Below are 24,339 nucleotides of genomic sequence, written 5' to 3'. Positions count from 1 at the left end.
TTTGAGGGCTATGAATGCTGCTAACCTTAACGGAAGCTTAATTCGTTTCCTACTGCCATCCATTTCCTAAGTTCACAAAGCCTCCATCATTTGTTCAAGGATTTAACTTGGATATGGCTCCTTCGAGTCATGCCATTGCGTAGTTCTGAGCGATACAATAGAAACACTGTGAGGTGAAAGTTATGACTCCATTGACGAATAAAGTATTGATTGTTGATGACGAAGAGCGGACACGCAAATTAATTCGTATGTATTTGGAAAGTGTACACGCCATAATTGACGAGGCAGACAACGGAGAACAAGCACTGATGAAAGCCCTTGATTGCGATTATGATCTCATTATTATGGATTGGCTTATACCAGGTCTTAGCGGACTAGAAGTTTGTCACACGTTGCGCAGTTTTAAACAAACACCCATCATTATGGTTACGGCAAAAAGCGATGAGACAGATCGTATTCTTGGCTTTGAAGCAGGTGTGGACGATTATATATGCAAGCCCTTTAGTCCCAAAGAGTTGATACTTCGAATCAAAGCGATTTTGAAGAGGACGACGCCCGATATATTTTGGGATAAACAGCCTCATTTTAATGATCAGCTTATTATTGCCAATTTAATCATTGAACAGCATACGCGTCGAGTGCTCGTGAATGGTCAAGAACTCTCTCTGACTTCGAAAGAATATGAACTGTTACGTTATTTTTCTATAAATGTCGGCAAAATCTGTACGCGTGATAGGCTGTTTAAAGAGATATGGAAATACGAAGAAAGCGGCGATCATAGAACAGTAGATACCCATATCATGCGATTACGAGAAAAGTTGCACCTCTATTCACCTGCCGCTGCGTCTATGATCCGAACCATCTGGGGCATCGGGTATCGGATGGAAGAAGCAACCTAATTGTCTGCCATAGAACCAAAACGCCATGATCCAACATCGTTGGACATGGCGTTTTTGATAGGCTTGATGGCTGCTCATTTCACTGTAATTGTGCCGTAGTACATATACATCCCGCAGTGAAACTTATAGGTTCCTGGCTTCAAATCTTGCAAGGTTGTGAAGTTATCCCCTTTTTCCAAATAGAGATCTAACCCTAATTCGCGAGCAGCTACGCTTTTGATGCAGGTAAAGCCACTTGGCTTTTTGAAATTCAACTTTGTTGGAACGCCCGCCTTAACTTCAATATTTGCTGGATAAAAACCGTCGTCCTTGACTTGAATTGTCGCAATTTGATAACCATCACTTTCTGTCATTACGGGTTCATTGGCTGCTGACTCTGTGTTCTGGAAATAAAATAAAGCAAAGATGAAGAAGCTTGTCAGAAGGATGCCTGCAATAAGCCCAAAAGCCCTGAACTTTGTCATATTCTTCATAAGGACCACCTTTCCTTCGAATTATAATGGCTCATTACTGCTTCTCCTTCGCCCTCCTAACCAGAACAACAATCCAATGGCGCCAATAACAACGAGAAAAGGTGCGACGAAGATAAGAAAATTTTCTAGCATAGATGAACCCCCTTCTTTCCTTCATGGAAAAATTATCGTGATCTCATTTGTTCCGCTTGCCCTGTACGTAATTGGCATCGAACAAGAATAGGCGCATAAGAAGATACAAGGATGGAATAAGCAGCAGCAGGCCCAATACGAAGACAGAGATTAACGCAATCGCCATAGGTTCGCTGGTGAAATTATCATAGATTGTTAAGTAGGGATACAAAATGTAAGGCAAATGTCCTGCCCCATAACCGAAGAAGGCAAATCCAAACTGCAGCAAGACGAAGATGAATGACAAGCCCAGCCGTTTGCGCGCCCATACCAGATAAATCGCCACAAGGAAACAGATAAAAGATAGAACGAACATCCAAGCATAGTCCCCCATGCGCTGAAAATGTCCCGCATTATGTCCTCGGATTGCGAAGAAAACAAGCAAACTGCTCAGAATGGTCGGACCGCTCCAGGCGATCGCATATTTCCGTACGACCTCGAACGCTCCTCGATCATTCGCCCGATTGGCGTAGTAACACAAGAACATCGCTGAGATATAGAGCACGCTCACAAGTGCGAGCAGAACTACGGTCCAAGAGTAAGTACTTGTGAACAGCCTGCTGAACAGGAAGGTTACCTGATTATTATCGTCCACAGCAATGTAGCCGCCTTCGGAAATCGTTAAAACGGTTGAAAGCGAAGCTGGTATAAGAAGTCCGCTTGCCCCGTACAAGAACAAGTAAAAGCGGCTGTCCTTCTTGCTTCCGTAGTTGCTAAAGGCATAGTAAGATCCCCTAATAGCTAGCAGGATGATCGCTACGCTGCCAGGGAGTAATAGCGCCGTTCCGTAATAGTATGCCGTATCAGGGAAAAACCCAACAAACCCAACGAAGAAAAAGACAAGAAACACATTGGTTACTTCCCACACTGGGGAAAGATAACGCTCGATCACATTGTTGATCAGGTGCCGTTTACCGGTAATCGTGCTGTAGTAACTAAAGAAGCCCGCGCCAAAGTCAATAGAAGCTACAATTAAATAGCCGAACAGGAACACCCATAACACAGTAATTCCAATTACTTCATAGCTCATTGCTTGTCGCCCCCTTCTATCCCTCTTGCCGCGATTTCATCTTCAGCCCGATTATTGCGGAACATGCGTGTTAGCACCCGAATGGCCGTCAATCCAAGAACAATATAGAGAAGTGCGAAGACGATAAGCATCGTATCCACGTGATCCGAAACCGTTGCTCCTTCAGTGGTTCTCATGATGCCGTGAAGTATCCAAGGTTGGCGACCAACCTCTGCGAAGATCCAGCCGTGCTCAATCGTCAGCATCGCGAGCGGAGCGGCAAGAATGATGCCGCGCAGCAGCCATTTATTCGAATAGACAAGTGATCTTTTGCGCCATAATAACAATAAGAATGCCAATGCGACCACTACCATCATGGCAACGAAACTCATTTTCAAATCGAATAAATAATGAATCCAAAGCGGAGGCGTTTCGTCAGCCGGAATATCATTAAGTCCTATGACTTCGCCATTAGGCTGCCCATGAGCGAGAATACTGAGTGCGTACGGGATTTTAATTCCATATTTGATCTCGTTATCCTCAGTCAAGACACCTCCGAAGACCAGTGGAGCTTGTTTCGACGTTTCGAAATGCCATTCCATCGCGGCCAGCTTCTCAGGTTGATAGTTCGCCAAGTATTTACCCGACAAGTCTCCTATTATCGCGCTTGAAAGAAGGAATACGCAAGCTGATATCATGGTGAGCTTGAGGGCTTTTTTGTAATACACATGGTTGCGGCCCTTGAGCAAGGACCACGCTGAAATAGCGGCTAGAATGAAGGCACAGGTCAGGTAAGCAGTAATGAGTACATGTGAAACCTTGGTCGGCATCGCCGGACTCAGCATGGCGCCGAAGGGAGAAATATCGGTAATTTTGCCATCTATCACGGTCACACCTGCTGGTGCATTCATGAATGCATTGACAACAGTAATAAAGAACGCAGATGCGGATGATCCAATGACAACTGGAATGAGCATCCAGAAGTGTGTCATTTTATTCTTGAAGCGATCCCACGTATAGAGGTAAATACCGAGGAAAATCGCTTCAAAGAAGAAGGCGAAAGTTTCCAAGAAGAGCGGAATAGCGATCGACTGACCGGCTACTTTCATGAAGCTGGGCCATAGCAGGCTGAGCTGCAGCCCAATTGCGGTTCCCGTTACAACACCGACGGCTACGGTAATGACAAAGCCGCGGGCCCACCTTCTTGCCATAAGCAGATAATGCTCATCATTGCGTCTAATGCCGATCCACTCCGCAAGTGCAATCATAAGTGGAACGCCTACCCCGATGGTAGCGAAAATAATGTGGAATGCCAGAGTTAGCCCTGTTAGCATTCGGCTGTACATGACTGGATCGTAGCTAGCTAATAACATGATGATTCCCCCTCCAAAAGCTTGGCTGAATAACAATTATTATTTAAAAAGATACTTGGATAAAGACAGCAGCATAATGCCCGCTACGGTGATGCATAGAATAATCAGCCGCTTTTCCTGCTTAACAATTCGTTTATTTTCATCATTTGGATTCATAGCCATCCATCCCTTCATAGCGTAATTTCTAGTGGCAATTAACGATATATTGGCATTATAAACGAAACGCAAGAAGATATGTGATTTTTTTCACAATGAATGTGGCGAGGATTTGAATATCCTGTAGCAGAACTATGAACTTCGTCTGTTAACAGCAAGACTCGCCCGAATTAACTTACTCCGCGTTGACTATTTCTTCGTGATCCAACAGCTTATACAGAAACAACATTGATACCGCCATCACGATATCCATGAAAATAATAGTAAGTGTCGGATAATCGGAGATCACCATAACGCCTAACATGGCGCCCATCATTCCTCCCATTAAGCCAGCCAACATGCCGTCAAGTGAGGCTAACATATGTAAGGATTTTCCCGATAAGTAACCAACGAACATACCAAAAGTAACCCCAATCACGGTTGGAACAAACAATGTCGTCATGAGAATGCCCGCTATGGTCCCCACAACTAAGCTTGATACCATAGCAATTGTCATAGCTGCCATCATGCCGGTCATTTTAGATAAATACGCGCCTTTCGATCTTAAATGAAACATGAGAACAACAGCTACCAACACCACAAATATAAGAGAAACGATACTTGTATTTATCGTTAACTCCGAAGGACCCATCAGCCCTTCAGCTGATGAATCTCCCCCGTGTTCATGTGCAGAAACGGTTAAGCTTGGTATAACAGAAATGAGTAAAGTCCATAAAAATAATACTTTGCAGCGGATACGTTTCATCAAGATATCGCCTCAATCCCTTAATTTTCAATAAATTATGTATACTTGATTAACCTAGAATCTTCTTTAAAGCTGGTACTCTTCGAAGAACTAACCCATCCAAAATCAGAACAATAAGGAGAGAAATTCCTACTAAAGGAAAAACAATTCCTAATCCAATAGTCATCAACGCTACCCATTTCACCATTTTGAAGTCTCTTGGCAGTGCTGGTGCCCCTACTCTCCCCTCTGGTTTTCTTAACCACCACATGACAACTCCGCTTGCAGCGACGAGAATAATACCCAGGCAAACCAATAAGCAAATAATCTGATTCGTGACTCCAAAGTACTCACCTTGGTGCAGCGCAATTCCTATAGTTATGGCTTTGGCCATGAAACTGAAATCCTGAAATCGCTGATCTGCCAATACGTTGCCGCTATATTGATCAATATGAAGCGTCGTTTGCTGCTTCGGATCTGCAGTCGTCGAATAGAGTGTGTAAACCCCTTTCTCGCCTGCTGGAAGAGCAATTTGATAACCGGGGGCGAGCCCTTTGCTTTTACCAATATTTATCACTTGCTCGATCGAAATAGAACCATTTGCGCCTGGAGTTGAATTCGGAATAGGAAGCTGCTCCGCGGCCCATGGAACATTCTTGACCACATCCTTGGTCGGTACTGTAGACTCCGGTTTCCGCTGATCAAAAGAGAACATGCCTTCAGGGTATGTAGCTGCTTTATTCATATAGGTACCCATAAAACCAGACCATGGCAGTCCTGTTACAATCAGTGCCGCTATGAAAAGAGATAGCCAGAATGCCGTCACGGCATGCAAATCTCGCCAGAACGTCCGTTTTCCTTTATTCATGCGTGGAAGAATAATGCCATAGATCGATTGCTTGCCTCTAGGCCACCATAAGTAGAGGCCTGTGATGAGTAGAATCATCGCCCAACATGCAGATAATTCAATTATGCGATCACCGGTCTTGCCAATCATCAGCTTCCCATGGAACTCACGAATGAGCTGCATGAGCTTCGTATCCGGATTAATATCCCCCAACACTTGGCCATCGTAGGGATTGATATAGACCAGTAAAGACTTCCCCTCACTCATCACTTCGAATTCAGAAGAACGATTAGGTGCAAACGATGGTTTTACTTTATTCAATTTCGCTTCCGGATAGGCTGCATTCATTTTCTGAATTTGCTCTTGTACCGTTAATTGCTGCTGTCCTTGCTGCACATAATAATAATCTTTGTACATGAGGGACTCAATTTGTGGTTTGAATACATAGATTCCACCCGTCACAGCCAAAATGACTAAGAATGGCGCAAAAATCATCCCCGCATAAAAATGCCACCGCCAGACAGCCGCATATAAGTTCCGAACTTTAGTCTGTTGTGGCTCCCCATTCCCCAATTCAACGCCAATGCTCATTGTTCATTCCCGCTCCCTTTCATCTACAAAACAGATTAACTGTCTAAAGTATACTTGGATGCCGATTAATTGAAATGACTCATAAGAGCTATAAATGCAACTAATATTTGAATAAAATACGACGCAACCCTGTTATTTCGCTGAAAAACAAAAATCCGCCATTGCGGCGGATTTTTTATAGGCAATTTTGATTCAATTCTAAGCATGCGCTAACGCAGGTACACAGAATTTCAAATTTTTATTTAAAGCAAAGTTAGCCTTCATAAAGAGCTTATCCTCATTTCTGTCCATCAGCTTATGCTGCGCTTTCTCTGTGAATTGATCTGGTGTGAAATGAAAATGAATGTATTCTGTTTGCTCATTTGCAATATGATTAAGCAATCGGTTTAAATTAACATCACCTTGGCTAACTACATCATAGAGACGAAGTGTATGACCTTCTTGTTGATAGACGATAATGGCCTCATCCTCTTGCGAGTAATAGATGGACTCTGGAAATACTTTGATTGCATAAAACATAAAAAGCCCTTGGTTAAGGCTAACACCACATTGTTCTGAAATAGGTCTACGGGACAAAACCCTTCTTTGAATGAATGCCAAGTCTTCCTCGTTGGAACAATTCAGCTTGCGTAAACGGATATCAGCATTGGGAATGGGATGATAGTTAAGTATAAATTGTGATTCACCCAAGGATTCAAATCCAAACTTTGGATAGAAATCAATTGCAGTGCTATTAGCGAATAAGAAGAAGATATCACAATCTTGCTCGTACATATCGAGAACATGCCTCATCAATATACCAGAAAGGCCTTTCCCTCTGTAATCGGGATGAGTCATAACCGTTCCAATTTGAATCGCTTTTTTATTTACACCTTCTATCATTAAGTCCATTTTGCTAACAGAAACATTGGCAATAACTTCATGATCTTTGAGGAATGAATGGCAGATATAACGATCATCCCAGAATCCTTTTTGATACCAATCTTCAAAATGAATACCAAAAACTAAAGTTGCTAGTTGATTAAAACTATCTCTGTAAACTTTATTTTCTTTATAATCATAAGCAAAGTCTATTCCAACCTCTAGATTTTCATTAGAAAACACCAATAAACCCCCATCTTTGCAGATTTTTATTTCCACTCACTTTTTAAAAGAGAGAAACACCGGTTATCGACATAAACCCCCTGAGAGGAAGAATATCCTCTAAGTACACCGTCTTGATTAAAACCAGCTTTTTTCAATAAATTTATAGATGGGGTAGCATCTACATTCGTAAATGCCTCTATTCGATACAGTCCCATTGTTTCAAAGCCAAAGGAAATTAAGCTTTTTAATATTTCAGTCATATAACCTTTTCGCCAATATTTTTTGCCCAGATCATAGGCTATTTCTCCACGTGAACCTCGATGAATCTCCCAACCATTGTATCCACAAGTCCCAATTAAAGTATTATCCTCTTTATTAATAATTCCCCAGCGGATAGCTTTATTTTCAATAAACAAGTTGTTCATAAAATGAATTAAATCCTCTGCTTGTTCAATACTTTTAAAGGGGTCTTCGCCCATATCTTTTGTAACATCTGCATCAGAAAAAATCTCAAATACCGCAGGTGCATCTTCAATTGTCATCTGACGCAGCAGAAATCGTTCAGTCTTTACTACTGGAAATGTTCCAAAATTCATTTCAAATCAAAACCTCTCTGTGATTGAGTTATGAGAACCACTATCAGTTTAATGCTTTGGAAAAAATGGACAATGGAAACATTGATTATATACAACTATACTTAGTCGGTTCTGATATCTTCCTCTACATGCAAGGACATGTAAACGTCTATGAGATCCTCACTATCAACTTTGAAACCAAACCGTTCATAAAGACGTTTAGCAGAGCTTCCTTGTAAGACATTTAATGTTACACGTTTCCCTTTTACATCCTTTTGTTTAAGCAATTTTTTTAATACATGACTGCCGACCCCTTTACCTTGGTAATTGGGATGAACATAAAAATGTTCCAATAAATAACCGTCTAACGTTGGTTTAAGAGCTACGCAGCCAACAAAAGAAGAATCCGACTCAATAATCCAAGTGTGAACGGGGTCAAATGAATTACGGAAGCGTTGACGAACCTTCTCTTCATCGAACCGTCCTAGCCTAGTTAAATCATTACGTAGTACAATGGCTCGTAAATTAGCAATTGTCTCAATATCTGAATTTTGGGACTGGCGAAGGGAAATTTGTTTCATATAAGGTACAGCTCCTTTGTTCGTTGTATCAACAATTTAGACCATCTCGCTTTTGTCATGTCATTGACGAAAATCTCATAAGTTTATGCTCTCACTTCACTTTTTGCTAACTGCATGTTAACGTAGCAAGGCTATTAGGATTGTAATTTTTGAGTACCACTTTTTTGATAAATCATTATCATCCAGCTTATCAGTTTACGAAACACATAAGAAAGATACCATGACCCGATAAAAACTATAAGAAAGCCAATCAATGTGTATAAATTATATCCCCAGATTGAACCAGGCGCTTTATTGAGATATTTGTATGTACTTAGTAAAAATGGATGAGTCAAATAGATACCAAATGAGCAACTACTAATTGAATTAAGCCAACGAATTGGCGCATATGAATTAATTAACAATAAGTGCCCTAGCCAGAGAAAGGATACCCCAATTCCAACTGAATATACAAGAACTGAAATATCATACCAGGGTGAATTTTCAAAATGTAAATTAGAATAGTGACTTGCTACTAACAATCCGACATAGATTAGGCCCGAAATAAAAGTAAGCAAAATATGTAGGTGACAATGATGAAACATGGGGTAAATCTGAAACCCAATTTTTTTATATATATAAAGACCCTTGTATTAGGATCCCAAACGGGATAAAGCAATGCTTAAACCAGGTCCATCGTTTTGCCATTGTCATAGAAACGGGAACCAGTGTAATAAGGAATGGCTATCCTCCATATTCTTTTTCTCAAATACTTAATAGCCGATTTTAAATTCCAGTCTTCGTAATATTGATAAAATAATACAACTCCACTAATTAGGATAAATAAAGGGACAGCAAATTGACACGCCCTGTTGATTGCATAAAATATAATTTGTGATAAGCTTCCATCAGTCGGTTCTACGGTTGCATCTGAAGTGGAATGAATAAGGACAACCGCAAGAATAGCCAACGCTCTAACGATATCCATTTCATAAATCTTAGATCTCACGGATTGTATCAATTATAATACCCCACCTCAATGATGTTTTGAAACATAAAATACAATTAGTTAAAAGAAAAAATGGGTGTAAAATATTTAACGATATTTCATGATATCTTGTCCGGTAGGTGAGAAAAGGTTGCCGAGTATACAGGCAACCTTTAAAAGTGTTTATAGAGCAAACTCCGATAGCATTTTCTGATGTCACGACCCACAATCATTCGTCCATGATACCATAAAATGGAAAATAAGACCATTAATTAAATCACTAGTCTTATCCCTAATTATTCCGTTAACACAAAAGGCTGCACGAGGCAGCCTCCCATGTTCCCGTTTGGATTGTAATGTACGTGCCATACGTTGCATTTCAAAAACATTATTACCAACTTCTGCTTCTTCTGTCTTAGCCTGCAAGTAACGGCGCTCAGGGATCTCTCGATAGCTAAGGGTTTGAGGGCTGCTTCACTGCTTCTCAGAAAATAGGTTGATCACAAACCAGAGATTCAGCAGAATGCTGCCGTATCTCTAGGCCATGAATTTCATAAAAGCGACGACTTCCTCATAGATATCATAGTTGCTTTTCTTAGTCACGATAATCATTTTTTTGCTTTTAAAATCGATCGTTCGGGCATCTACCAATTCATGGCCCTTCCACTTCTTTCCTTTGGCGGCAAGCAGCCAGGCAGGTGCATGAAACACGACGATAAATCGGCCTGAAGTACCTGAGGAGAGCAAAGCATCGACTTGCTTAAATACCGGCTCCGCATAATCCAGAAATAATATTTTTAGCTCATCCTGCCCTTGGAACAACCACTTCACATGATTCACCGCCGTACCCATATCCCGACTTTCTTTCCTCCTTTTAACGATCAGAGCGAACAGACAAGCAAGGAACCCAGTCAAGTTACATAGGGACAGCAGACTCAGACTGCTCACTATGCTCCCTCCTTTTCTTCTTGCTCCATGCAAATTGGACAAGCTCAATAAAAAACGACATTGCCATAACAAACAGAAGCGAGTTGAGAATAACGTTCAGGTCACGGACCCCTGAGTGCAAAAACATACCTAGCGTCAACAGTCCGATGAGGATCAAATTCCGCTGAACCGGGTATCGATTCAGAAAGGCAATTTCTCCGTAGCAGGCGCAGGCCTCAATGCCAGTCATCCTGATTTTCCGCCACGTGAACAAGGCAAACAAGCCGAGCAACAAGGCAGCGGCCAGTTCCTTCCAAACGTCAAACAGGCCGGAAGTGAATGCAAGGAAAAGAATGAACTCCAACGCTGCGACCACAATGGCCGTTAGCGTAATCAGGGAGCGCGGCAGGATGCCGTAGGCATAAATTTCCATGCGAAAGTTCGGAAAACGGAGCAATTTCATATAAAAAGGCATGAAAAATAAGATCGCCATCACCATATCCAGCACATAGGCCAGCCAATGGAGCACGTAAGATCACCCATTTCATCGTAACAGTATGTTAACATATGTCGGTTCGAGAGGCTTGGCATTCTTCCAAACGGATGGTTAATGGATAGCTCGCCGCCTCTTCCCCGTTCAACATGCACCGGACATGAATGATTCCCGGCTCGGTTACTACCAGTGTCACGGTCAAATCTTGGTCCACCCCAGGAATTTGATCAGCAGCCCTGTAGTTCCGCAGAACCGTGGCAGGCGTAAGCCCGATGATCTCGCCGTTGGCATCGGCGATCGACAACGCGGTGTCGACGGAATCTTCGCGCGGCAAGTAAAACAGTTTCACCAACACATGCAATTCGATGGCGAAAGGCAGTACAGGCACAGTCAGAGAGTTCAGTACTGTTCCTAAAACATGACCTTTCAATTGTGTATTATTAGCGATCTGATCGCAGATCATCAATTGAGCTTTCAAGGATGTTCACTCCTCCAAGAACGGAATAAAGAGAAGGGGCGGTCCCCTTCTCTAGGTCTTGCTTAGTTGCAGCAGCCAGCCTGATACTGACAAACGCTAGTACTTCCATCTCTACAGCCTAATGTTTTGGTAACTGACATAATTTTAGGATAACTGCTACCGTTATGAGTGCAATAACCAACCAAACAGACCAATGGAGATTGATCCAGAACTACTCCATCAACAGGACAATTACAAGCCATCGTTTTCACCTCCTTTCGTTAGTCAACATCCTCATATCCAGCGATCAAAATCGTCTGCGTTATAGATGACGCCTTTAGCCACAACGGTTTTTGCGCGATCCGCAAGCATCATAAAGGGCATGAACGTGATAGCGAAATACGCTTCCATATCGCTTTGATCCATGGAGTAGACTGGGAACTCCCATTTGAAATATTCGGACATACTCCGATGATCCTCCTCGTCCCCCGTAGAGAAGAGGCGGAACGAGAAGTCCGGGTAGTTCTCCGCCATCGTTTGAATATGAGGCAACAAATCGATACAATGCACGCAATGCATCGAAGTGAACAAAAGCACATTGACTGCGTCTGCTTCTACGTATGCACGCCCTGAGCAGGCTTGCATATAATCCGGCAGCGCAGGGAGCGCTGCGCCCAAGGGCAAACCGCTATCTGCAGAGCGGGCTGGCTTTGTCGGCACCGACATCGGAACCTCTCCTTTCATTAAGACTTAAACATACCACTGCTTTTGCTGATTCCACATCTCCGTGTAAAGACCTTGCTGCTGAAGCAGTTCATCATGGTTGCCGGTTTCTGCGATTCGCCCGCGCTCCATGACAATAATACGGTCGGCATTACGGGCGACACCGACGCGATGGGAAATGAGCAGGACAGTTTTATCTTGACAGTAATCGAGAATCTCATTCATTAATCGGACTTCACTGAGCGGGTCTAGCGCAGAGGTCGGTTCGTCGAAGACGACCAACTCATCGTCATCGCGGACAAACACGCGGGACAACGCCAATCTTTGCCACTGTCCGCCCGACAGATTCACGGCGTCATCCTCCATAAATCCCAGACGGCTGTCCAATCCGTTCTTAAAGGATTTCTCCAAGCCCATTTTGACAAGCAATTGATTCAGCTTTTCTGTATTGTCGATCTCGTCGATATTACCTACGGCCACGTTATCTCTTACCTGAGTCATATATCTGGTGAAATCCTGAAATACCGCTGAACTCTTTTTCCACATCTCATCTCGGTCGATTCGCTTTATAGGGATGCCATCATACAAAATAGTCCCCTCACCGCTTGGATACAGCCCCAACAGCAGTTTTGTCAACGTCGATTTGCCCGATCCGTTCTCTCCTAGGATCGCCACAACTTCTCCCTTTTTGATTTGCGCCGTAATACCTGCAAGCGCAAGCTGATCCTGATTCGGATAGCGGAAAGTCAAGTCGCAGATCTGGATGTCGTTTTTGAAAATAAAAGGCTGATCCCCGACCTGCTTCTCCCTGCTGACAGCGGCTTGCGTCGTGGCTTCGATAAGCTTCAGTTTCTCGATATGCAGACAATTTTCGGTCAATCGCGAAAAGGAAGAAAACATGAAGCTGATGCTGCTTTCCGTCATGCTGAGCGCCATAAGAATCGCCACATAATCCCCGATACCAAGGGAGCCCTTATAAATCAAGTAGGCGGTTATAGCGGTAACGACACCGGTATTTATGATTGAGAGCATCTCGCCCCGGAAAGTTCTCTGATGATTGATTTTGTTAAGCTGGACTTGAAGCTCCGTGGACTCCTTTTTCTTACCAAGCCACCGATTCCTGAAATACGGATATAGCTGAAACAACATCATCTCCTTCTGCGTCTCGGAACCTGTCAGCAAATCGTAATAATAGTGGTGACTCCGGGCATTTCTCATCAATTGTTCATCAATTCGCACCCGTTCCCTGACAGCCCGCAGATCGTAAAGCCCTCTCCATGTGCCAACCAGCAGGGCAAGCAATGCGATCACCCAGTACGAATGAAGCAGGTAGAAGAGACTTAAACCCGAGAGAACGATCTGCTTGACCAAACCGGTGGCAATGAAATACGTATCGTAATACTTGTTGTTGCTATACGTCCAGTAAGAGAAATCGCCTTTGAATTTGGGATGCTCCTTATCGATTAATTCCGTATTGGCCACGAGATCAATCAATTGGTTCTCACACTGTACGGAGAACTCCAAGCTCATCTTGCTGCTCTTAAGCTGAGTGTACGAGTCGAGCCTTGTACGGATAAGTTGAAACGAAATGAGAAGACCAATACCGCCCAGCAGCATGGTGAGGTTCTTCACCGTTAATTGATCGACGATGAATTTGCTGAGATACACGTTCAGGTTCGTTTGAAAAGCAGCTAAGGTATAGACCAAGAGCGAAAGTATAACGATGTTTTTATTGAACCTATATACTTTGGAGAAGGCTTCCCACGTCGTTTTCGCGGTTCGGACAAACGACTTCATGTCTGCGTTTGACCGTTGCGATAGACACGGATTAAGGGGGAAGCTGTGCGTTCCAGCCCTGTTAGATCGTGAAACGTATCCGCCCCTACAGCCTGTCCGATTTTGTTGAACACTAAGACATATGGCACCACATTGACCTTGATTTGGTTATGCAGCTTCATCGTATCGCACCGATGAATTCGGATTTCCACAGGCAATCCCGCTTGCTGCTCGTCCACGGATTGCGGAGTTCCTTCATACAGAAGACAGTAGTCAAAGGCTGGATGCGCCTTCATAAATGAAATGGCCGGTTCTATGTTGCAGGCTGAGCACGCCTCGCTCATTATAAAGATGATCGTTCCATGATTCGTATGCTGCATCCATTCAAAGGAAACTGGATCGGTTTTTGGAAACAAAATCAACTGCTCGGGAAAATAAGCACCCACTTTGTAATGCTCGACCGTTTGTTTTAAAAACCGTCTATGATCTTTTGCTTCTTGTATCAATTGCACTTTTTTCCCTCCTGGTTCAATTGAATATGAGGATGGATGTTTTCATTGCCTTAGGGCTATCCTTTGCCTTGATTCAATTGTACATATTATTCATATTTACTTTAAATAGGTTATAATTACTTTATTTGGTAATTTAATGACATATTTATTGACAAATTAAGCATAAAATAGAAAAATCGACCAAACCGGCTTGCAGGCTTGGTCGATCTTTGGTCGTCGATACGATTCAATCATGAGATACGTTAATGGTTACCGTGCTCCCCGATATACTTACCGTTGCATAATCTTCCGCTTCTTTCGTCGGAGTCTGTGCTGCGCCATCTAAATTGACATTTTTGAATTCCGTGTAAATATGTCCCGTTACGTTCTCCGAGCCTGCGATCGTAGCGAGCATCTTCCACTTGCTCACGCTCGTCACATTCGTATTGGCAAATTCCATAATAGATGTCAGGTAGGTATCGGCAGTTTGCGAGCAAGCCGAATCTGGACAAACTGCATACCCGCTTATTGAAAGCCGGGTGTTGCCGTTCACGTTGCGGTAAGCGGTCAGGTTCACATCCGTGCCGCCCTTGAAGCCGTTCTTGTACTGCACCTTTTCATAGCCTGACAAGAAGGAACCGTTGTTATGGATGCCATTGTAAAAGCCCAGAACAGGCGTCCATTTGACATATCCGTAGGCATTGCTGTATTGCAATCCCATATCCGCCTCTACGGGGAAATTATTGTTAGTTCCGTCATATTTCCTTCCAGTGCCGCTGAATCCGGAATAAATGTAAGTAGCACCCGACGGTGCGCCCGAAAGTTGGCTTTGCACAGCGGTTCTCACCGTTGCATTGATGTAAGATCCATTCTTGTTCACAACGGCCTTCCCGCCGATGCCGTTCGGGAGATCCGTCACTAATGCGGCCTCCACCCCAACTGGGGTATTTTGCAAGGATTCCGCTTTTACCTCATACACGTACAGCTTCTCTCTGTCGAATATCGGACTCTTTTCATAAAAATAACCGGTATTACCATCGATGAAAACATAATTCACTGCTGTCTCCGTTCCCGGTCCCACGCTTCTTGCTCCCAAGGCTAACCCAGTTTCCTCTGCCGCAGCTTGGCGGGCTTTGCTCAAAACGGCCTCCACTTTGCCTGCGCTTTTCATGTTAGTGTAATCCGTTACTTCCGCTCCGCCTGTCTCGAACAACGCAGGTTTAGTTGCTGCCGGCGATTGCTCTGCCAATACCGTCGACATGGACGTCATTACCGCTACCACTACCGTAAGTAAGATGATCTTCTTTTTCATAAACACACACTCCTTCATTAATTAGGCTGCTGATTCATCTCCATTATACAAGGGGGTACTTGTCCGAATTAGACGACAACCATACCTTTTTATGGTAGTTTAATGACATTATGGTTTGAAGCTGCCGGGCGTTACCCCCCAGTATTTATGGAATACTTTGGTGAAATAGCTGACATCCCGATATCCGACGGCTAGAGCAGCGTTATATACTTTGGTCCCCTCTAGCAAAACGGATCGAGCCCGCTCCATTTTCTTCTCCAATACATAGGCGGAAAATGACTTTCCAGTTTCCTGTTTGAATAAGCGACTTAAATAAGAGGCATTCATATAAAGCCGTTCCGCCACCATATGGAGGGTAAGGTCGGTGTCCAGCTCCTGTTCCACCAACTTCAAAATCAGCTTGACGGTCTGGTGACTGACCGTCTGCCTCTTTGTACGGGCGTAAGCCAATATGTTATGAATCGTTTTTTGCAGCCAGGCATAGATTTGTTCAGCGGTGGCGAGCAGGTGAATGTTTTGAAAGAAGATGAAGTCTTCGCCCGCCACTTCTTTTACCAGCCAGCCTTGCTTCCGGATCAAACGAATCAGACAACTGCTAAAACAAAGGACATATTCATGCATATCATCGAGGGTAGCCAGCCTGGTCAGACCCTCTTCCCACATGGACGTCAGAGCCGCAAGCGCTTTGTCCTCATCTCCGGTCTGTAAAGCCATTTCCAAAGCCTTCTCATAGGTCGGCTCTGGACAAGGAATACTAGTAGCCAGCGGTGAGGATTCTTGGTAGGGAATGGCAATGCTGCCTCCCAACAGCTTGCGATTTGACAAAGCCGTCCGAGCTTCACGATATAAGACATGAAGCTCTCTCGCTTCCCCGGCTCCACCGCTGATCCCGGCACTCGCTGTATGCTTCATGTAATCTTGAACATGTACAAGCAATTTTGCTGCCATTGTATGAATGCGCAGCACAGCCTCCTTCTCCTCTTCCCTCTCCCCAAGCGCAAATATAACCACAGATAAGCCCTCCACATCACTGCATATCCGGTATGCTGAGTCAGGAAGCCAATCGTTTAGAACGCCAGCTAACGTGTGCTGGAGCAGTGAAGCATCCTTTACACTAAAACTTCCCTCCTGCGCAGGCTGCCTGTCCATATCAAAGACTGCTACGATATAGCTTTCATCCAGCTTGAGATCCAGTTGCAGCTCCCTGCTTAAGCGTACGATTTCATCGCGCTGATACCGGCCAGTCAACCAATTGCTGTAGAACTGGTTTTGCAGGTACGGCAAATGCTGTTCCCACTTGTACTTAAGCAAGACACGCTCGTGTCGCTCTTCCAATTCGGAGCGCAGCTCTTCAGCCGCTCCAAGCATCGCCTGCAATATTTCCATATCGCCTGCTGGTTTGAGTAAATATTTGTATACGCCTAAATCCAGCGACATTTGCGCGTAGGCAAAGTTGTCATGACCACTCAAGATAACCATTTTGATGAGGGAGTCGCTCTCCTGTACATGGCGGGCCAGCGTCAATCCGTCCATTTGCGGCATCTGAATATCCGCAAGCAGCAGGTCTGGCTTTTTTCGCTCAATTTGTGCCAGCGCCTCCATCCCGTTAAATGCCGTCCCTATAACTTCTATCCCATGACTCTCCCATGGAATGTGGCGGGCCAGATTGTTGCACAGCCGAACCTCATCCTCGACAATCAGTAAATTCAAGATGACATTTCCTCCGTTCTACGTGTCAGTTGTGCCATTGATTCCAAATGAAATTCCGCCGTACAGCGGTCAAGCGGAAGACTCAACGCAACGGTTGGCCTACTCCTTCCCTGCTGCCTGCCCAAAGCCCAGCCTCGCTGCCATATAGCATTTGGACTCGTGAGAATAAGGCAAGCCTCTCTTTATCGCTGCACCCTACTAGTGATGATGAGTTCGCCGCCTTCAGTCAAAGACATCGTTTCCCCTCTTGGAAATAATGTCGGGTTCATTAATAAAACTTGCCCATACAATCATACCATTTTTTTACATAGCAATTAATGGTTTTTATGTGATTCTTTTTACAGAAAATAAAAGACTAGCCCTGCGTATGGAAACACAGAGTGGTTTTGTTATGATATTCACTCAAAAGAGGCAGGTATGGTGAAATAGCAACAAATTCATAAAGCCCCCGTGTTGCAGAGGGAATCGGGAATGTAAACTGCATACGAGCATGCCGGTCGTTGCAAAGAACGGAATCCATTTCCGTTGCCGATAATCATCTTTTTCGATATGTTTTGGTGTGATATCCACCGCAACTACCTCATGTTGTTGCTCCGCAAAATGAAGGGAATAAGCACCAGTTCCACAACCTACTTCTAAAATTTTTGCATTTGTTGGTGAGTAATCTCGTTGAGGATATGTTTCGTTGTAAGAAACTCGACTTTTCTTGAATTCTTTGAGAATCTTGAACACACTATGCTATATTTTTTAACATTGTACTGAATAAGGGGTTTTTTTACATTAAAAATTTCTTCAAGTGTTCTAGTAACCTGCCCGTTAGTTCAATCATAGGTATCCTTTCCAGGTATTTCTATATCCACCTCATTCACTCCCATCTGTCGGGAATGAGATCAAGTTCTTGTCAAAATCGGGAATGGGATCAAGTTCTTGTCATTGGCTCGTGACAAGAACTTGATCCCATAAAATAAAAAAACCGCGATTTACGCGGTAATTAATGAGATAATGTTCTTGTCACCCGACATCTGCTCCGAGCTTCACTTCGATGTCAGATTGAAAGGAACCAAAGTTCTGATTCAATCGTTTCCCAAAACGAATCCTGCGACACATTAATGTATTTCAGTTAACTGCTCTAGTTGTTCCAGCTCTCCAATCTCCGGAGGGATGCGGTTCAGGCTGATCTCTTCTTTCAGCTTGGCTCATTGGCTTATGCTCAACGTGCTGCTGACTCAAAAACAAAGACAGGACCATTCCATTTTTCATTTTGTAGAATCTTTTCTTGATAGAAATCATCTGCTTTATATTGGGTAATAATCTGTTTCCAGAACTCATACGCGGGCTTGTTACCTGCAGTTTGCCTTATCTCCCATGTGCCACTGAACTGTTCGAACAATGAGTAAGCAACATATCTGCCTACCCCTTTGCGCCTGTATTTCCTCATAATAAAGAAATCACTTACTATATTTGTTTTTTCAGCACCACTCAATTTCATATATTCCTTGGGTACATCTAAGCTAATCAAAACAAAGCCCGAAATTTCCCCATCAACTCTCACTATAAATGGCCGTCGATATTCGTCAGTCCATTGATGATCGAAATATTTGTACAGGTACATCCCATGATGATTAAGTACATGTCCGTCGAACTCACTGCTGTCGTAACGATATAGCTGAATGAGATTGTATAGAACCGACTTCTCTTCATAAGGTACCAGTGACATTTCAATATTCACATCAGACCCTCCCCGCTTGGGTTATTCTACCATAAATATGAAAGTAAGGTATTCTTATAACTAAACTATCCCGTTTACGTATGGAGGCTGCCGTTTGTACCATCAGCCTCGTTCAATCTATATTGAGCTATAGTTTCCGATAGCTTAATCATACTAGAGTTTTTCGACGGTACCCCTCGTCTAGAATTTTTTTCAAACCCTCAGCTCTTTTATTAATAAATGTGTTCCAAAATAGCTTTCCTTTTTCAGCCAGCTCTTCGTGTGAATATATTCCTGCTTCGAACTGGCCCCAACAACCATCCTGAGTTAGTCGATCCCATCCTAAGAAATCCGCATATAGACGGTTTTCTGAAGGAATGTCCGAACCCATTGATCCTGTCTTAACCAGTTCAGGACAAAGCCACATAGCTGTACACACAGATAATAACCCGCCGTGTATTTCGTTTAAGCCATGTAACCCTGCCTTATTAACTGCTTCTTCCCATGCAATTTGATTATTATGATTTGCGGTGACTAAGATAATCTGAGGGTACTTGTAGTTTATATGTTTGACGAAAGCCATTTCCCAATATGAGCCACCATGTCCAGTGCAGACCACAAACTTCTTAAAACCTTGCCGGATCAAGTTAGTAATAATTTCTTCCAACAAGGATGTTAATATATTCGGGCTTACAGTAACTGTTCCTTTGAAATTGGCATGTTCTTCTGAGGTATTAAACGGGATTGTAGGTAAGACATAAGCATTTAATTCTTTTCCATATGTATCAGCGAATAGTTCTGCGATTAGCGTATCTAAATGCATAGGTAAGTACGGTCCAAACTGCTCCGTTGCTCCTACCGATAGAACAACTGTGTCAATCCCACTGTTTGAAATTTCTGTCGTGGTGTTCTTAAAACTTAGCATACTAACACTCCCTAAATACGAACAATTTTTCATCATGCAACAAATTATACCATTCTCACCAATTTAAATAGCTATAATTTAACTTTCCAAATTTAATTGCAGTGGTGCAGACTTGTCGTTTGGCCTCTCCTGCTCCCCTCCTATGGAGCTTCCTTTCTGCTTCACCAATATACCAACCTGAATACTGTAACTTATTTCTATAAAGAACAAAAAATAAACTTATTATTGCAATCCACGCTAACCAGCCATAGTTAATGTTGTTTAAGTTAAAACCCAAAAATGAATACGAGCAGCCCAATAAAGTTCCAAAGAAGCCAACAAAGATTAATAATAATAAAATGATACGTAGAATTTCCAATAATAAATAAAACAATGTAACATCTCCCTCGGTCATTCGTATTGAATCAAAGCATTGATGCGATTAATAAACAAAACAAAGACCGCCTTATTCAGGCAGTCCTTGTTTGTTGTTGTTCCGATGTTATAAACCCATTCTCCACTCATCCTCTAAAATACCCATCTCAATTAAATTCCAATAGGAATCTTTATATCGACGCGCATCCCTAACCAGACCTTCTTTAATGAACCCTGATTTTTCATAACACAGAAGTGCTGACTCGTTAAATTCAAAGACCCCTAGGCTTATCCGATGTAATTTAAGGTCTTCGAATCCTATCTTTAAAATCTGCTGGATCATTTGTTTACCATATCCCTTACCACGTACGCTCTGATTTCCGACTAAAACCTTGCCAACTCGTCCTGAGCGGTTTTGTCGATCGATTCCCCCGATTGAAATGTGACCAATTGTTTGATTGGTTTCCAAATCAACTGCTTTGTATATAAGTTTGTTTGATGTATTCATATCGTTAGAGTCTTTGAGATACTCCAATAATTGATCTTCTGATAGGGGAAATTTAAATTGTGTTCCAGCCCATTGAAGTAAAAATGCTTCATCTCCACTCCAAGATATTAGTTCTTGAAAATCGGATGGTTCAAAATATTGAAGAGTGATCATAAGTTTTTAATCTCCTAACTCTTGTGGTGTGTGAGATAACGTATTTTATAGAAATTACGCAATTCCTCCATTCTAGAAGTATTCGTGAAATTGATGCAACTTTCCTGCAAGGCTTAAACAACAATTACTTCTACCTGTTTGCTAGAAATATCTTCTATGAAAGAACGCGGGGTTAAACTGTCTGTTATCAATATATCGATCTCTTCTGTGCTGGCAAATGAAGAAATAAAAGTTTTCCCCATTTTTTTATGATCAAGCAGTGCGACGATACGCGCGGCTGAATCCGCCATAGCCCTTTTCAGATCCACTTCGTAAATATTATAGTCGGTTAATCCATCCTCAATGGTAAATCCCTTGGATGAAGTAAAAAAAATGTCTATGTTAATATGATTGAATAGATCTATGCCATAACTACCTTCCAAAGCAGACGAACCCATGCTAAGTAAGCCACTTAGAAGAATAACGGTAAGGTTCGGATTTTCTTTCATGTTCATTGCCGCTTGAATGCCATTGGTGACAACGGTTAATTTGTGCTTTACTTTTGCTAGAATGCGAGCTAGTTCCAAAGCTGTCGAACTGGCATCAAGTAAAATACACTGCCTATTCAAAATGAGTTGAGAAGCCTTTTGGGAAATCTTCATTTTCTCAATGTGATTAGATGACTCCTTTTCTAAGGAGAGTCTTTGGTAATCTGTTTCAGCTTTAAGAATTGCGCCACCATGCGTACGTATGAGAAGATCTTCTTTTTCCATCAGACTTAAATCCGTTCGTAAAGTAGCTTCAGAAACGTTTAACTTGTTGCATAATTCCTTAACTGTAACCCGTTGCTGTAGATATAATAAATTCATAATCATATTTCTACGTTCGCTTGCAAAATGCTTTCCCAAATTAATCACCTACATCTTAGGTATTGATTGCAATCTGTCAAAAAAATGACGCCCTCATAGAGAAGACGTCAATCTCTGAACTTCAACTTATTTCAGTTCTGTAATGAACCTATTCACTTCACCTGTTGGTGTATTCACGGTTTCATACACTTTGATGGAAATCTTGTTTTGAATTTGATCTTGCGTAAGATTGCTGAAGCTTAGGTTCTGGCTGCCGCTTACCAGGCGATTGGTCCCGGTAAAAGGGAAAGAACTCGAACCCAGAGAACGTCCTAATGAATCAACTAACTCGAACTTCATCTTGGAAAAGTTATTATCGAGCACAACTTCCGTATTGCGTTCAATGTCCATATCCAGATTTAATTTGTACGTGTATGAAAAGCCAGTTGTCCCCGTCGTAGTCAATTGCGATAATGTCCAGCTTTTCAGGTTTAGCTTGAATGGATAGAATGAGATGCTATTATGATCATTATCGTTTTGAATGCTTACTTTGTAGCTGGCAATGGTAGATTTGTAAGCAGAATTTGACAGCACCTCTTGCACAATCAATTGATAATTCTCACTTTGCTCTGTGGATGGCAAGGTGAAGCCATAGCTGACGATGATCCCTGTGCCTGGAGCTATATCTTGCGTGCTAACAGTTTGCCGGCTTCCTGCATACGTTTTGCCCTCGTTGCCGGCTAGTTCCGCTCCGAAAGTTGGCACTGGAATTGGCTTATCACTTTTGTTGATTAATTTAAACTTAGCTAATCCCGTTTTATTTCCGTTTTCTTCATTTTTCGTTACGTGCAGTTCTTCTAGGGACACATTCAGACTCGGATTAATGAAATCATTCATTTGCTTGAAGGCCATCGGCGTACCAAAAATATAGGAACTTCCGACTGCTCCTGTAGCAACGCCATCATTCGCAGGAAGTCTGAATCCAATACGTCCTGTGTAATATTGAATCGGTCCATTCTGTCCTTGCTTCAAGAAGCTTTCAGCCGATAGCACGTAGAAGGCATTCAGCTTGGTATCCGTATCGGTCGTGATGGCAAAATGAATCGACTTTTGCCCTCCCGCTTCAATGATAATCGGTGTTTCTTCCACTCGTTTTCCAATGAAGGATTTGCCTTCGGCTTTCCCGCTAAGGACAAAATTCGGGATGGTTTCTGCGTAACTTCCCTCGTTCTTCGCTTGAACCTCCACAATATAGGTCGGAGTTTGTCCTGTAAACTGCTTGGACATGCTCACGGCTGAATACTTCAGGGCAGATGTTTCGCCTTGGATGGAAAAGCGCGCTCCCCAATCACCCAACAAGACCGGATCCTGTATGACAGCATCATTGCCGTGCCACACGATTGAATCGATAGCCGCATTCGCTAGAATGGTCTCCCGTTTAGGATACACATCTTGATCGACATCAACCCAAAGCAGCTTGCTCAAACTGATATTCGTTTTCATTTCAATATCCGTCATATAGCTTAGCGTGACATTGCCCTGCGGAAGAATTGAGTTCGCATTGCTAGCACTCGGCTGCAGGGTATAGACCGTCCCATCTGCCGTTTGGATGCGAAGCTCATAATCCGGAATTCGGATGGTAGATCTGGACGCATTAGACAATTTGATCACAGCCCCAACTCTCCAACCATTTGCTGTTTTTTCCTGTACGATGCTTTTGATATGAGCTTGGGCATTAGCAGTCAAAGAATAAGCAGTCGAAACCTCATCTGGGATTTCTGCCTTGGCTGCAGTCGTATTGCCCACAGAACTAATTTCCGCTCTGCTACCCGGCACATACTGGCGCTTCGCTTCGTAGGAGGATGTTACGAGCATATCGCGGGTGGCAGGGGAATTCCCGCCGAACGTACCGGAAATCTGATTCCCGAGCAGACCCATTTGGACAGCCAGAGCGACGTACCCCTTAGCCCAACCGGAGACCGTACTGTCATTAACTCCCTCATTCGATCTTGCCTCAGCCTCTTTATTTAACCCGCGCATCAGGAAGGCAGCTAGTTGTTCTTTGGTTACCTCGCCTCCCGGATTGTACGTGTTATTGCCATAGCCATCTGTAAGATTCGCAGCTTTCAGCGCCTCGATATATGGAAGGGCATATCCATTGGCAGGATCAGCAGCGCTCACATCGCTGAAACTGGAGACGCTTAGTGAAGTATCCACTTTCAAACCGAAGATCAAAGCGGCTACCTTCGCGAATTGGGCGCGGTTCATTTTATCGTGAAGTCCAAACACACTGTCGCTCACGCCATCAAAAATGCCCGCGGAAATCATGGCATCAAATTTAGCTTTCGTTCCTGCGTCCAGTTGATTCAAATCACTGAAATCTACAGAGGATTTAGGAGAAGCGGCTCCTACCGCTACCGTTGAGAATAGGGTAGCGGCCATAGACGCGCTGATGATAACGGATAAACTCTTCTTCATAGTCTTGTGCCTCCCAAAATAATTCGAACTTAAAAACCGCATGCG

Annotated in this window: 27 protein-coding genes; 1 reads left to right on the top strand and 26 read right to left on the bottom strand. The window is 43.1% G+C overall.

Features of this window, described 5'->3' with window-relative positions; genetic code table 11:
• Positions 1 to 182: 182 nt before the first annotated feature.
• Positions 183 to 899, top strand: a complete 717-nt coding sequence (locus BC351_RS15450) for a response regulator transcription factor (protein WP_079413498.1) — start codon at positions 183 to 185, stop codon at positions 897 to 899.
• Between the two features lie 74 nt (positions 900 to 973).
• On the opposite strand, the gene BC351_RS15445 is transcribed toward BC351_RS15450, so the two are convergent.
• The 26 genes from BC351_RS15445 to BC351_RS15330 form a co-directional block, all read right to left on the bottom strand.
• On the bottom strand, positions 974 to 1,372 hold the full coding sequence (locus tag BC351_RS15445) for a cupredoxin domain-containing protein (RefSeq protein ID WP_079413496.1): 399 nt from the start codon (positions 1,370 to 1,372) through the stop codon (positions 974 to 976).
• Positions 1,373 to 1,393: 21 nt separating this feature from the next.
• Positions 1,394 to 1,504, bottom strand: coding sequence for a cytochrome bd oxidase small subunit CydS family protein (cydS, locus tag BC351_RS44345; RefSeq protein WP_411830351.1), 111 nt, complete (start codon positions 1,502 to 1,504; stop codon positions 1,394 to 1,396).
• 43 nt (positions 1,505 to 1,547) lie between these two features.
• Positions 1,548 to 2,573: a cytochrome d ubiquinol oxidase subunit II gene (locus BC351_RS15440; RefSeq protein WP_079413494.1), complete on the bottom strand. Its 1,026-nt coding sequence runs from the start codon at positions 2,571 to 2,573 to the stop codon at positions 1,548 to 1,550.
• Positions 2,570 to 3,925, bottom strand: a complete 1,356-nt coding sequence (locus BC351_RS15435; protein WP_079413492.1) for a cytochrome ubiquinol oxidase subunit I — start codon at positions 3,923 to 3,925, stop codon at positions 2,570 to 2,572. The genes BC351_RS15440 and BC351_RS15435 overlap by 4 nt, the downstream gene beginning before the upstream one ends.
• Positions 3,926 to 4,256: 331 nt before the next feature.
• Complete coding sequence (locus BC351_RS15430) at positions 4,257 to 4,826, bottom strand: hypothetical protein (RefSeq protein WP_079413490.1); 570 nt, start codon at positions 4,824 to 4,826, stop codon at positions 4,257 to 4,259.
• A 49-nt stretch (positions 4,827 to 4,875) separates the two neighbouring features.
• A complete protein-coding gene (locus tag BC351_RS15425; RefSeq protein ID WP_079413488.1) occupies positions 4,876 to 6,243 on the bottom strand; it encodes a PepSY-associated TM helix domain-containing protein in 1,368 nt (455 codons plus the stop codon).
• Positions 6,244 to 6,441: 198 nt separating this feature from the next.
• Positions 6,442 to 7,347: a GNAT family N-acetyltransferase gene (locus BC351_RS15420; protein ID WP_158082100.1), complete on the bottom strand. Its 906-nt coding sequence runs from the start codon at positions 7,345 to 7,347 to the stop codon at positions 6,442 to 6,444.
• Positions 7,348 to 7,373: 26 nt separating this feature from the next.
• Positions 7,374 to 7,925, bottom strand: a complete 552-nt coding sequence (locus tag BC351_RS15415; protein ID WP_079413484.1) for a GNAT family N-acetyltransferase — start codon at positions 7,923 to 7,925, stop codon at positions 7,374 to 7,376.
• A gap of 101 nt (positions 7,926 to 8,026) precedes the next feature.
• Complete coding sequence (locus tag BC351_RS15410; RefSeq protein ID WP_079413482.1) at positions 8,027 to 8,485, bottom strand: GNAT family N-acetyltransferase; 459 nt, start codon at positions 8,483 to 8,485, stop codon at positions 8,027 to 8,029.
• 134 nt (positions 8,486 to 8,619) lie between these two features.
• Complete coding sequence (locus tag BC351_RS44340) at positions 8,620 to 9,078, bottom strand: acyltransferase family protein (protein WP_425270927.1); 459 nt, start codon at positions 9,076 to 9,078, stop codon at positions 8,620 to 8,622.
• Between the two features lie 68 nt (positions 9,079 to 9,146).
• Positions 9,147 to 9,485, bottom strand: a complete 339-nt coding sequence (locus BC351_RS15405; protein WP_079413480.1) for an acyltransferase family protein — start codon at positions 9,483 to 9,485, stop codon at positions 9,147 to 9,149.
• Between the two features lie 504 nt (positions 9,486 to 9,989).
• On the bottom strand, positions 9,990 to 10,400 hold the full coding sequence (locus BC351_RS15400) for a hypothetical protein (protein WP_144028404.1): 411 nt from the start codon (positions 10,398 to 10,400) through the stop codon (positions 9,990 to 9,992).
• Positions 10,369 to 10,908, bottom strand: coding sequence for a MauE/DoxX family redox-associated membrane protein (locus tag BC351_RS15395; protein WP_244209007.1), 540 nt, complete (start codon positions 10,906 to 10,908; stop codon positions 10,369 to 10,371). Before BC351_RS15395 ends, BC351_RS15400 begins: the two co-directional genes overlap by 32 nt.
• Positions 10,909 to 10,939: 31 nt before the next feature.
• Positions 10,940 to 11,350 (bottom strand): DUF6941 family protein, encoded by a 411-nt coding sequence (locus BC351_RS15390; protein WP_244209006.1) that lies wholly within the window; start codon positions 11,348 to 11,350, stop codon positions 10,940 to 10,942.
• A gap of 273 nt (positions 11,351 to 11,623) precedes the next feature.
• Complete coding sequence (locus tag BC351_RS15385; RefSeq protein ID WP_079413476.1) at positions 11,624 to 12,055, bottom strand: TlpA family protein disulfide reductase; 432 nt, start codon at positions 12,053 to 12,055, stop codon at positions 11,624 to 11,626.
• Positions 12,056 to 12,079: 24 nt separating this feature from the next.
• Complete coding sequence (locus BC351_RS15380) at positions 12,080 to 13,849, bottom strand: ATP-binding cassette domain-containing protein (protein ID WP_079413474.1); 1,770 nt, start codon at positions 13,847 to 13,849, stop codon at positions 12,080 to 12,082.
• Positions 13,846 to 14,340, bottom strand: coding sequence for a hypothetical protein (locus BC351_RS15375; protein WP_079413472.1), 495 nt, complete (start codon positions 14,338 to 14,340; stop codon positions 13,846 to 13,848). Before BC351_RS15375 ends, BC351_RS15380 begins: the two co-directional genes overlap by 4 nt.
• Before the next feature lie 226 nt (positions 14,341 to 14,566).
• Positions 14,567 to 15,631 carry a YrpD family protein gene (locus BC351_RS15370; protein WP_158082098.1) on the bottom strand — a complete coding sequence of 355 codons (1,065 nt, stop codon included), beginning with the start codon at positions 15,629 to 15,631 and terminating at the stop codon, positions 14,567 to 14,569.
• A gap of 108 nt (positions 15,632 to 15,739) precedes the next feature.
• Entirely contained in the window at positions 15,740 to 17,341 is a 1,602-nt protein-coding gene (locus tag BC351_RS15365; RefSeq protein ID WP_079413468.1) for a response regulator, read from the bottom strand.
• A 402-nt stretch (positions 17,342 to 17,743) separates the two neighbouring features.
• Positions 17,744 to 18,073 carry a methyltransferase domain-containing protein gene (locus BC351_RS44335; RefSeq protein WP_079413466.1) on the bottom strand — a complete coding sequence of 110 codons (330 nt, stop codon included), beginning with the start codon at positions 18,071 to 18,073 and terminating at the stop codon, positions 17,744 to 17,746.
• Positions 18,074 to 18,551: 478 nt separating this feature from the next.
• Positions 18,552 to 19,070 (bottom strand): GNAT family N-acetyltransferase, encoded by a 519-nt coding sequence (locus BC351_RS15355; RefSeq protein WP_079413464.1) that lies wholly within the window; start codon positions 19,068 to 19,070, stop codon positions 18,552 to 18,554.
• A 148-nt stretch (positions 19,071 to 19,218) separates the two neighbouring features.
• A complete protein-coding gene (locus BC351_RS15350; RefSeq protein WP_079413462.1) occupies positions 19,219 to 19,974 on the bottom strand; it encodes a creatininase family protein in 756 nt (251 codons plus the stop codon).
• A gap of 55 nt (positions 19,975 to 20,029) precedes the next feature.
• Entirely contained in the window at positions 20,030 to 20,347 is a 318-nt protein-coding gene (locus BC351_RS15345; protein ID WP_079413460.1) for a hypothetical protein, read from the bottom strand.
• A 108-nt stretch (positions 20,348 to 20,455) separates the two neighbouring features.
• Positions 20,456 to 20,989, bottom strand: a complete 534-nt coding sequence (locus BC351_RS15340; RefSeq protein ID WP_079413458.1) for a GNAT family N-acetyltransferase — start codon at positions 20,987 to 20,989, stop codon at positions 20,456 to 20,458.
• 113 nt (positions 20,990 to 21,102) lie between these two features.
• Positions 21,103 to 21,876, bottom strand: a complete 774-nt coding sequence (locus BC351_RS15335) for a DeoR/GlpR family DNA-binding transcription regulator (RefSeq protein WP_244209005.1) — start codon at positions 21,874 to 21,876, stop codon at positions 21,103 to 21,105.
• Positions 21,877 to 21,963: 87 nt separating this feature from the next.
• Entirely contained in the window at positions 21,964 to 24,294 is a 2,331-nt protein-coding gene (locus tag BC351_RS15330; protein WP_144028403.1) for an S-layer homology domain-containing protein, read from the bottom strand.
• Between the last annotated feature and the right edge of the window lie 45 nt (positions 24,295 to 24,339).

Source organism: Paenibacillus ferrarius, assembly GCF_002027705.1.
In the GTDB taxonomy this organism is placed as follows: Bacteria; Bacillota; Bacilli; order Paenibacillales; family NBRC-103111; genus Paenibacillus_E; species Paenibacillus_E ferrarius.
Note: the sequence above shows the minus strand (reverse complement) of the source record. Positions and strands in the feature narration are given on the sequence as shown.

Excerpts from the sequence above, each read along its gene's own strand:
- BC351_RS15450 (WP_079413498.1), top strand. The coding sequence starts at position 183 with ATGACTCCATTGACGAATAAAGTATTGATTGTTGATGACGAAGAGCGG.
- BC351_RS15445 (WP_079413496.1), bottom strand. The coding sequence starts at position 1,372 with ATGAAGAATATGACAAAGTTCAGGGCTTTTGGGCTTATTGCAGGCATC.
- cydS (WP_411830351.1), bottom strand. The coding sequence starts at position 1,504 with ATGCTAGAAAATTTTCTTATCTTCGTCGCACCTTTTCTCGTTGTTATT.
- BC351_RS15440 (WP_079413494.1), bottom strand. The coding sequence starts at position 2,573 with ATGAGCTATGAAGTAATTGGAATTACTGTGTTATGGGTGTTCCTGTTC.
- BC351_RS15435 (WP_079413492.1), bottom strand. The coding sequence starts at position 3,925 with ATGTTATTAGCTAGCTACGATCCAGTCATGTACAGCCGAATGCTAACA.
- BC351_RS15430 (WP_079413490.1), bottom strand. The coding sequence starts at position 4,826 with ATGAAACGTATCCGCTGCAAAGTATTATTTTTATGGACTTTACTCATT.
- BC351_RS15425 (WP_079413488.1), bottom strand. The coding sequence starts at position 6,243 with ATGAGCATTGGCGTTGAATTGGGGAATGGGGAGCCACAACAGACTAAA.
- BC351_RS15415 (WP_079413484.1), bottom strand. The coding sequence starts at position 7,925 with ATGAATTTTGGAACATTTCCAGTAGTAAAGACTGAACGATTTCTGCTG.
- BC351_RS15410 (WP_079413482.1), bottom strand. The coding sequence starts at position 8,485 with ATGAAACAAATTTCCCTTCGCCAGTCCCAAAATTCAGATATTGAGACA.
- BC351_RS15385 (WP_079413476.1), bottom strand. The coding sequence starts at position 12,055 with ATGTCGGTGCCGACAAAGCCAGCCCGCTCTGCAGATAGCGGTTTGCCC.
- BC351_RS15380 (WP_079413474.1), bottom strand. The coding sequence starts at position 13,849 with ATGAAGTCGTTTGTCCGAACCGCGAAAACGACGTGGGAAGCCTTCTCC.
- BC351_RS15370 (WP_158082098.1), bottom strand. The coding sequence starts at position 15,631 with ATGAAAAAGAAGATCATCTTACTTACGGTAGTGGTAGCGGTAATGACG.
- BC351_RS15350 (WP_079413462.1), bottom strand. The coding sequence starts at position 19,974 with ATGCTAAGTTTTAAGAACACCACGACAGAAATTTCAAACAGTGGGATT.
- BC351_RS15340 (WP_079413458.1), bottom strand. The coding sequence starts at position 20,989 with ATGATCACTCTTCAATATTTTGAACCATCCGATTTTCAAGAACTAATA.
- BC351_RS15330 (WP_144028403.1), bottom strand. The coding sequence starts at position 24,294 with ATGAAGAAGAGTTTATCCGTTATCATCAGCGCGTCTATGGCCGCTACC.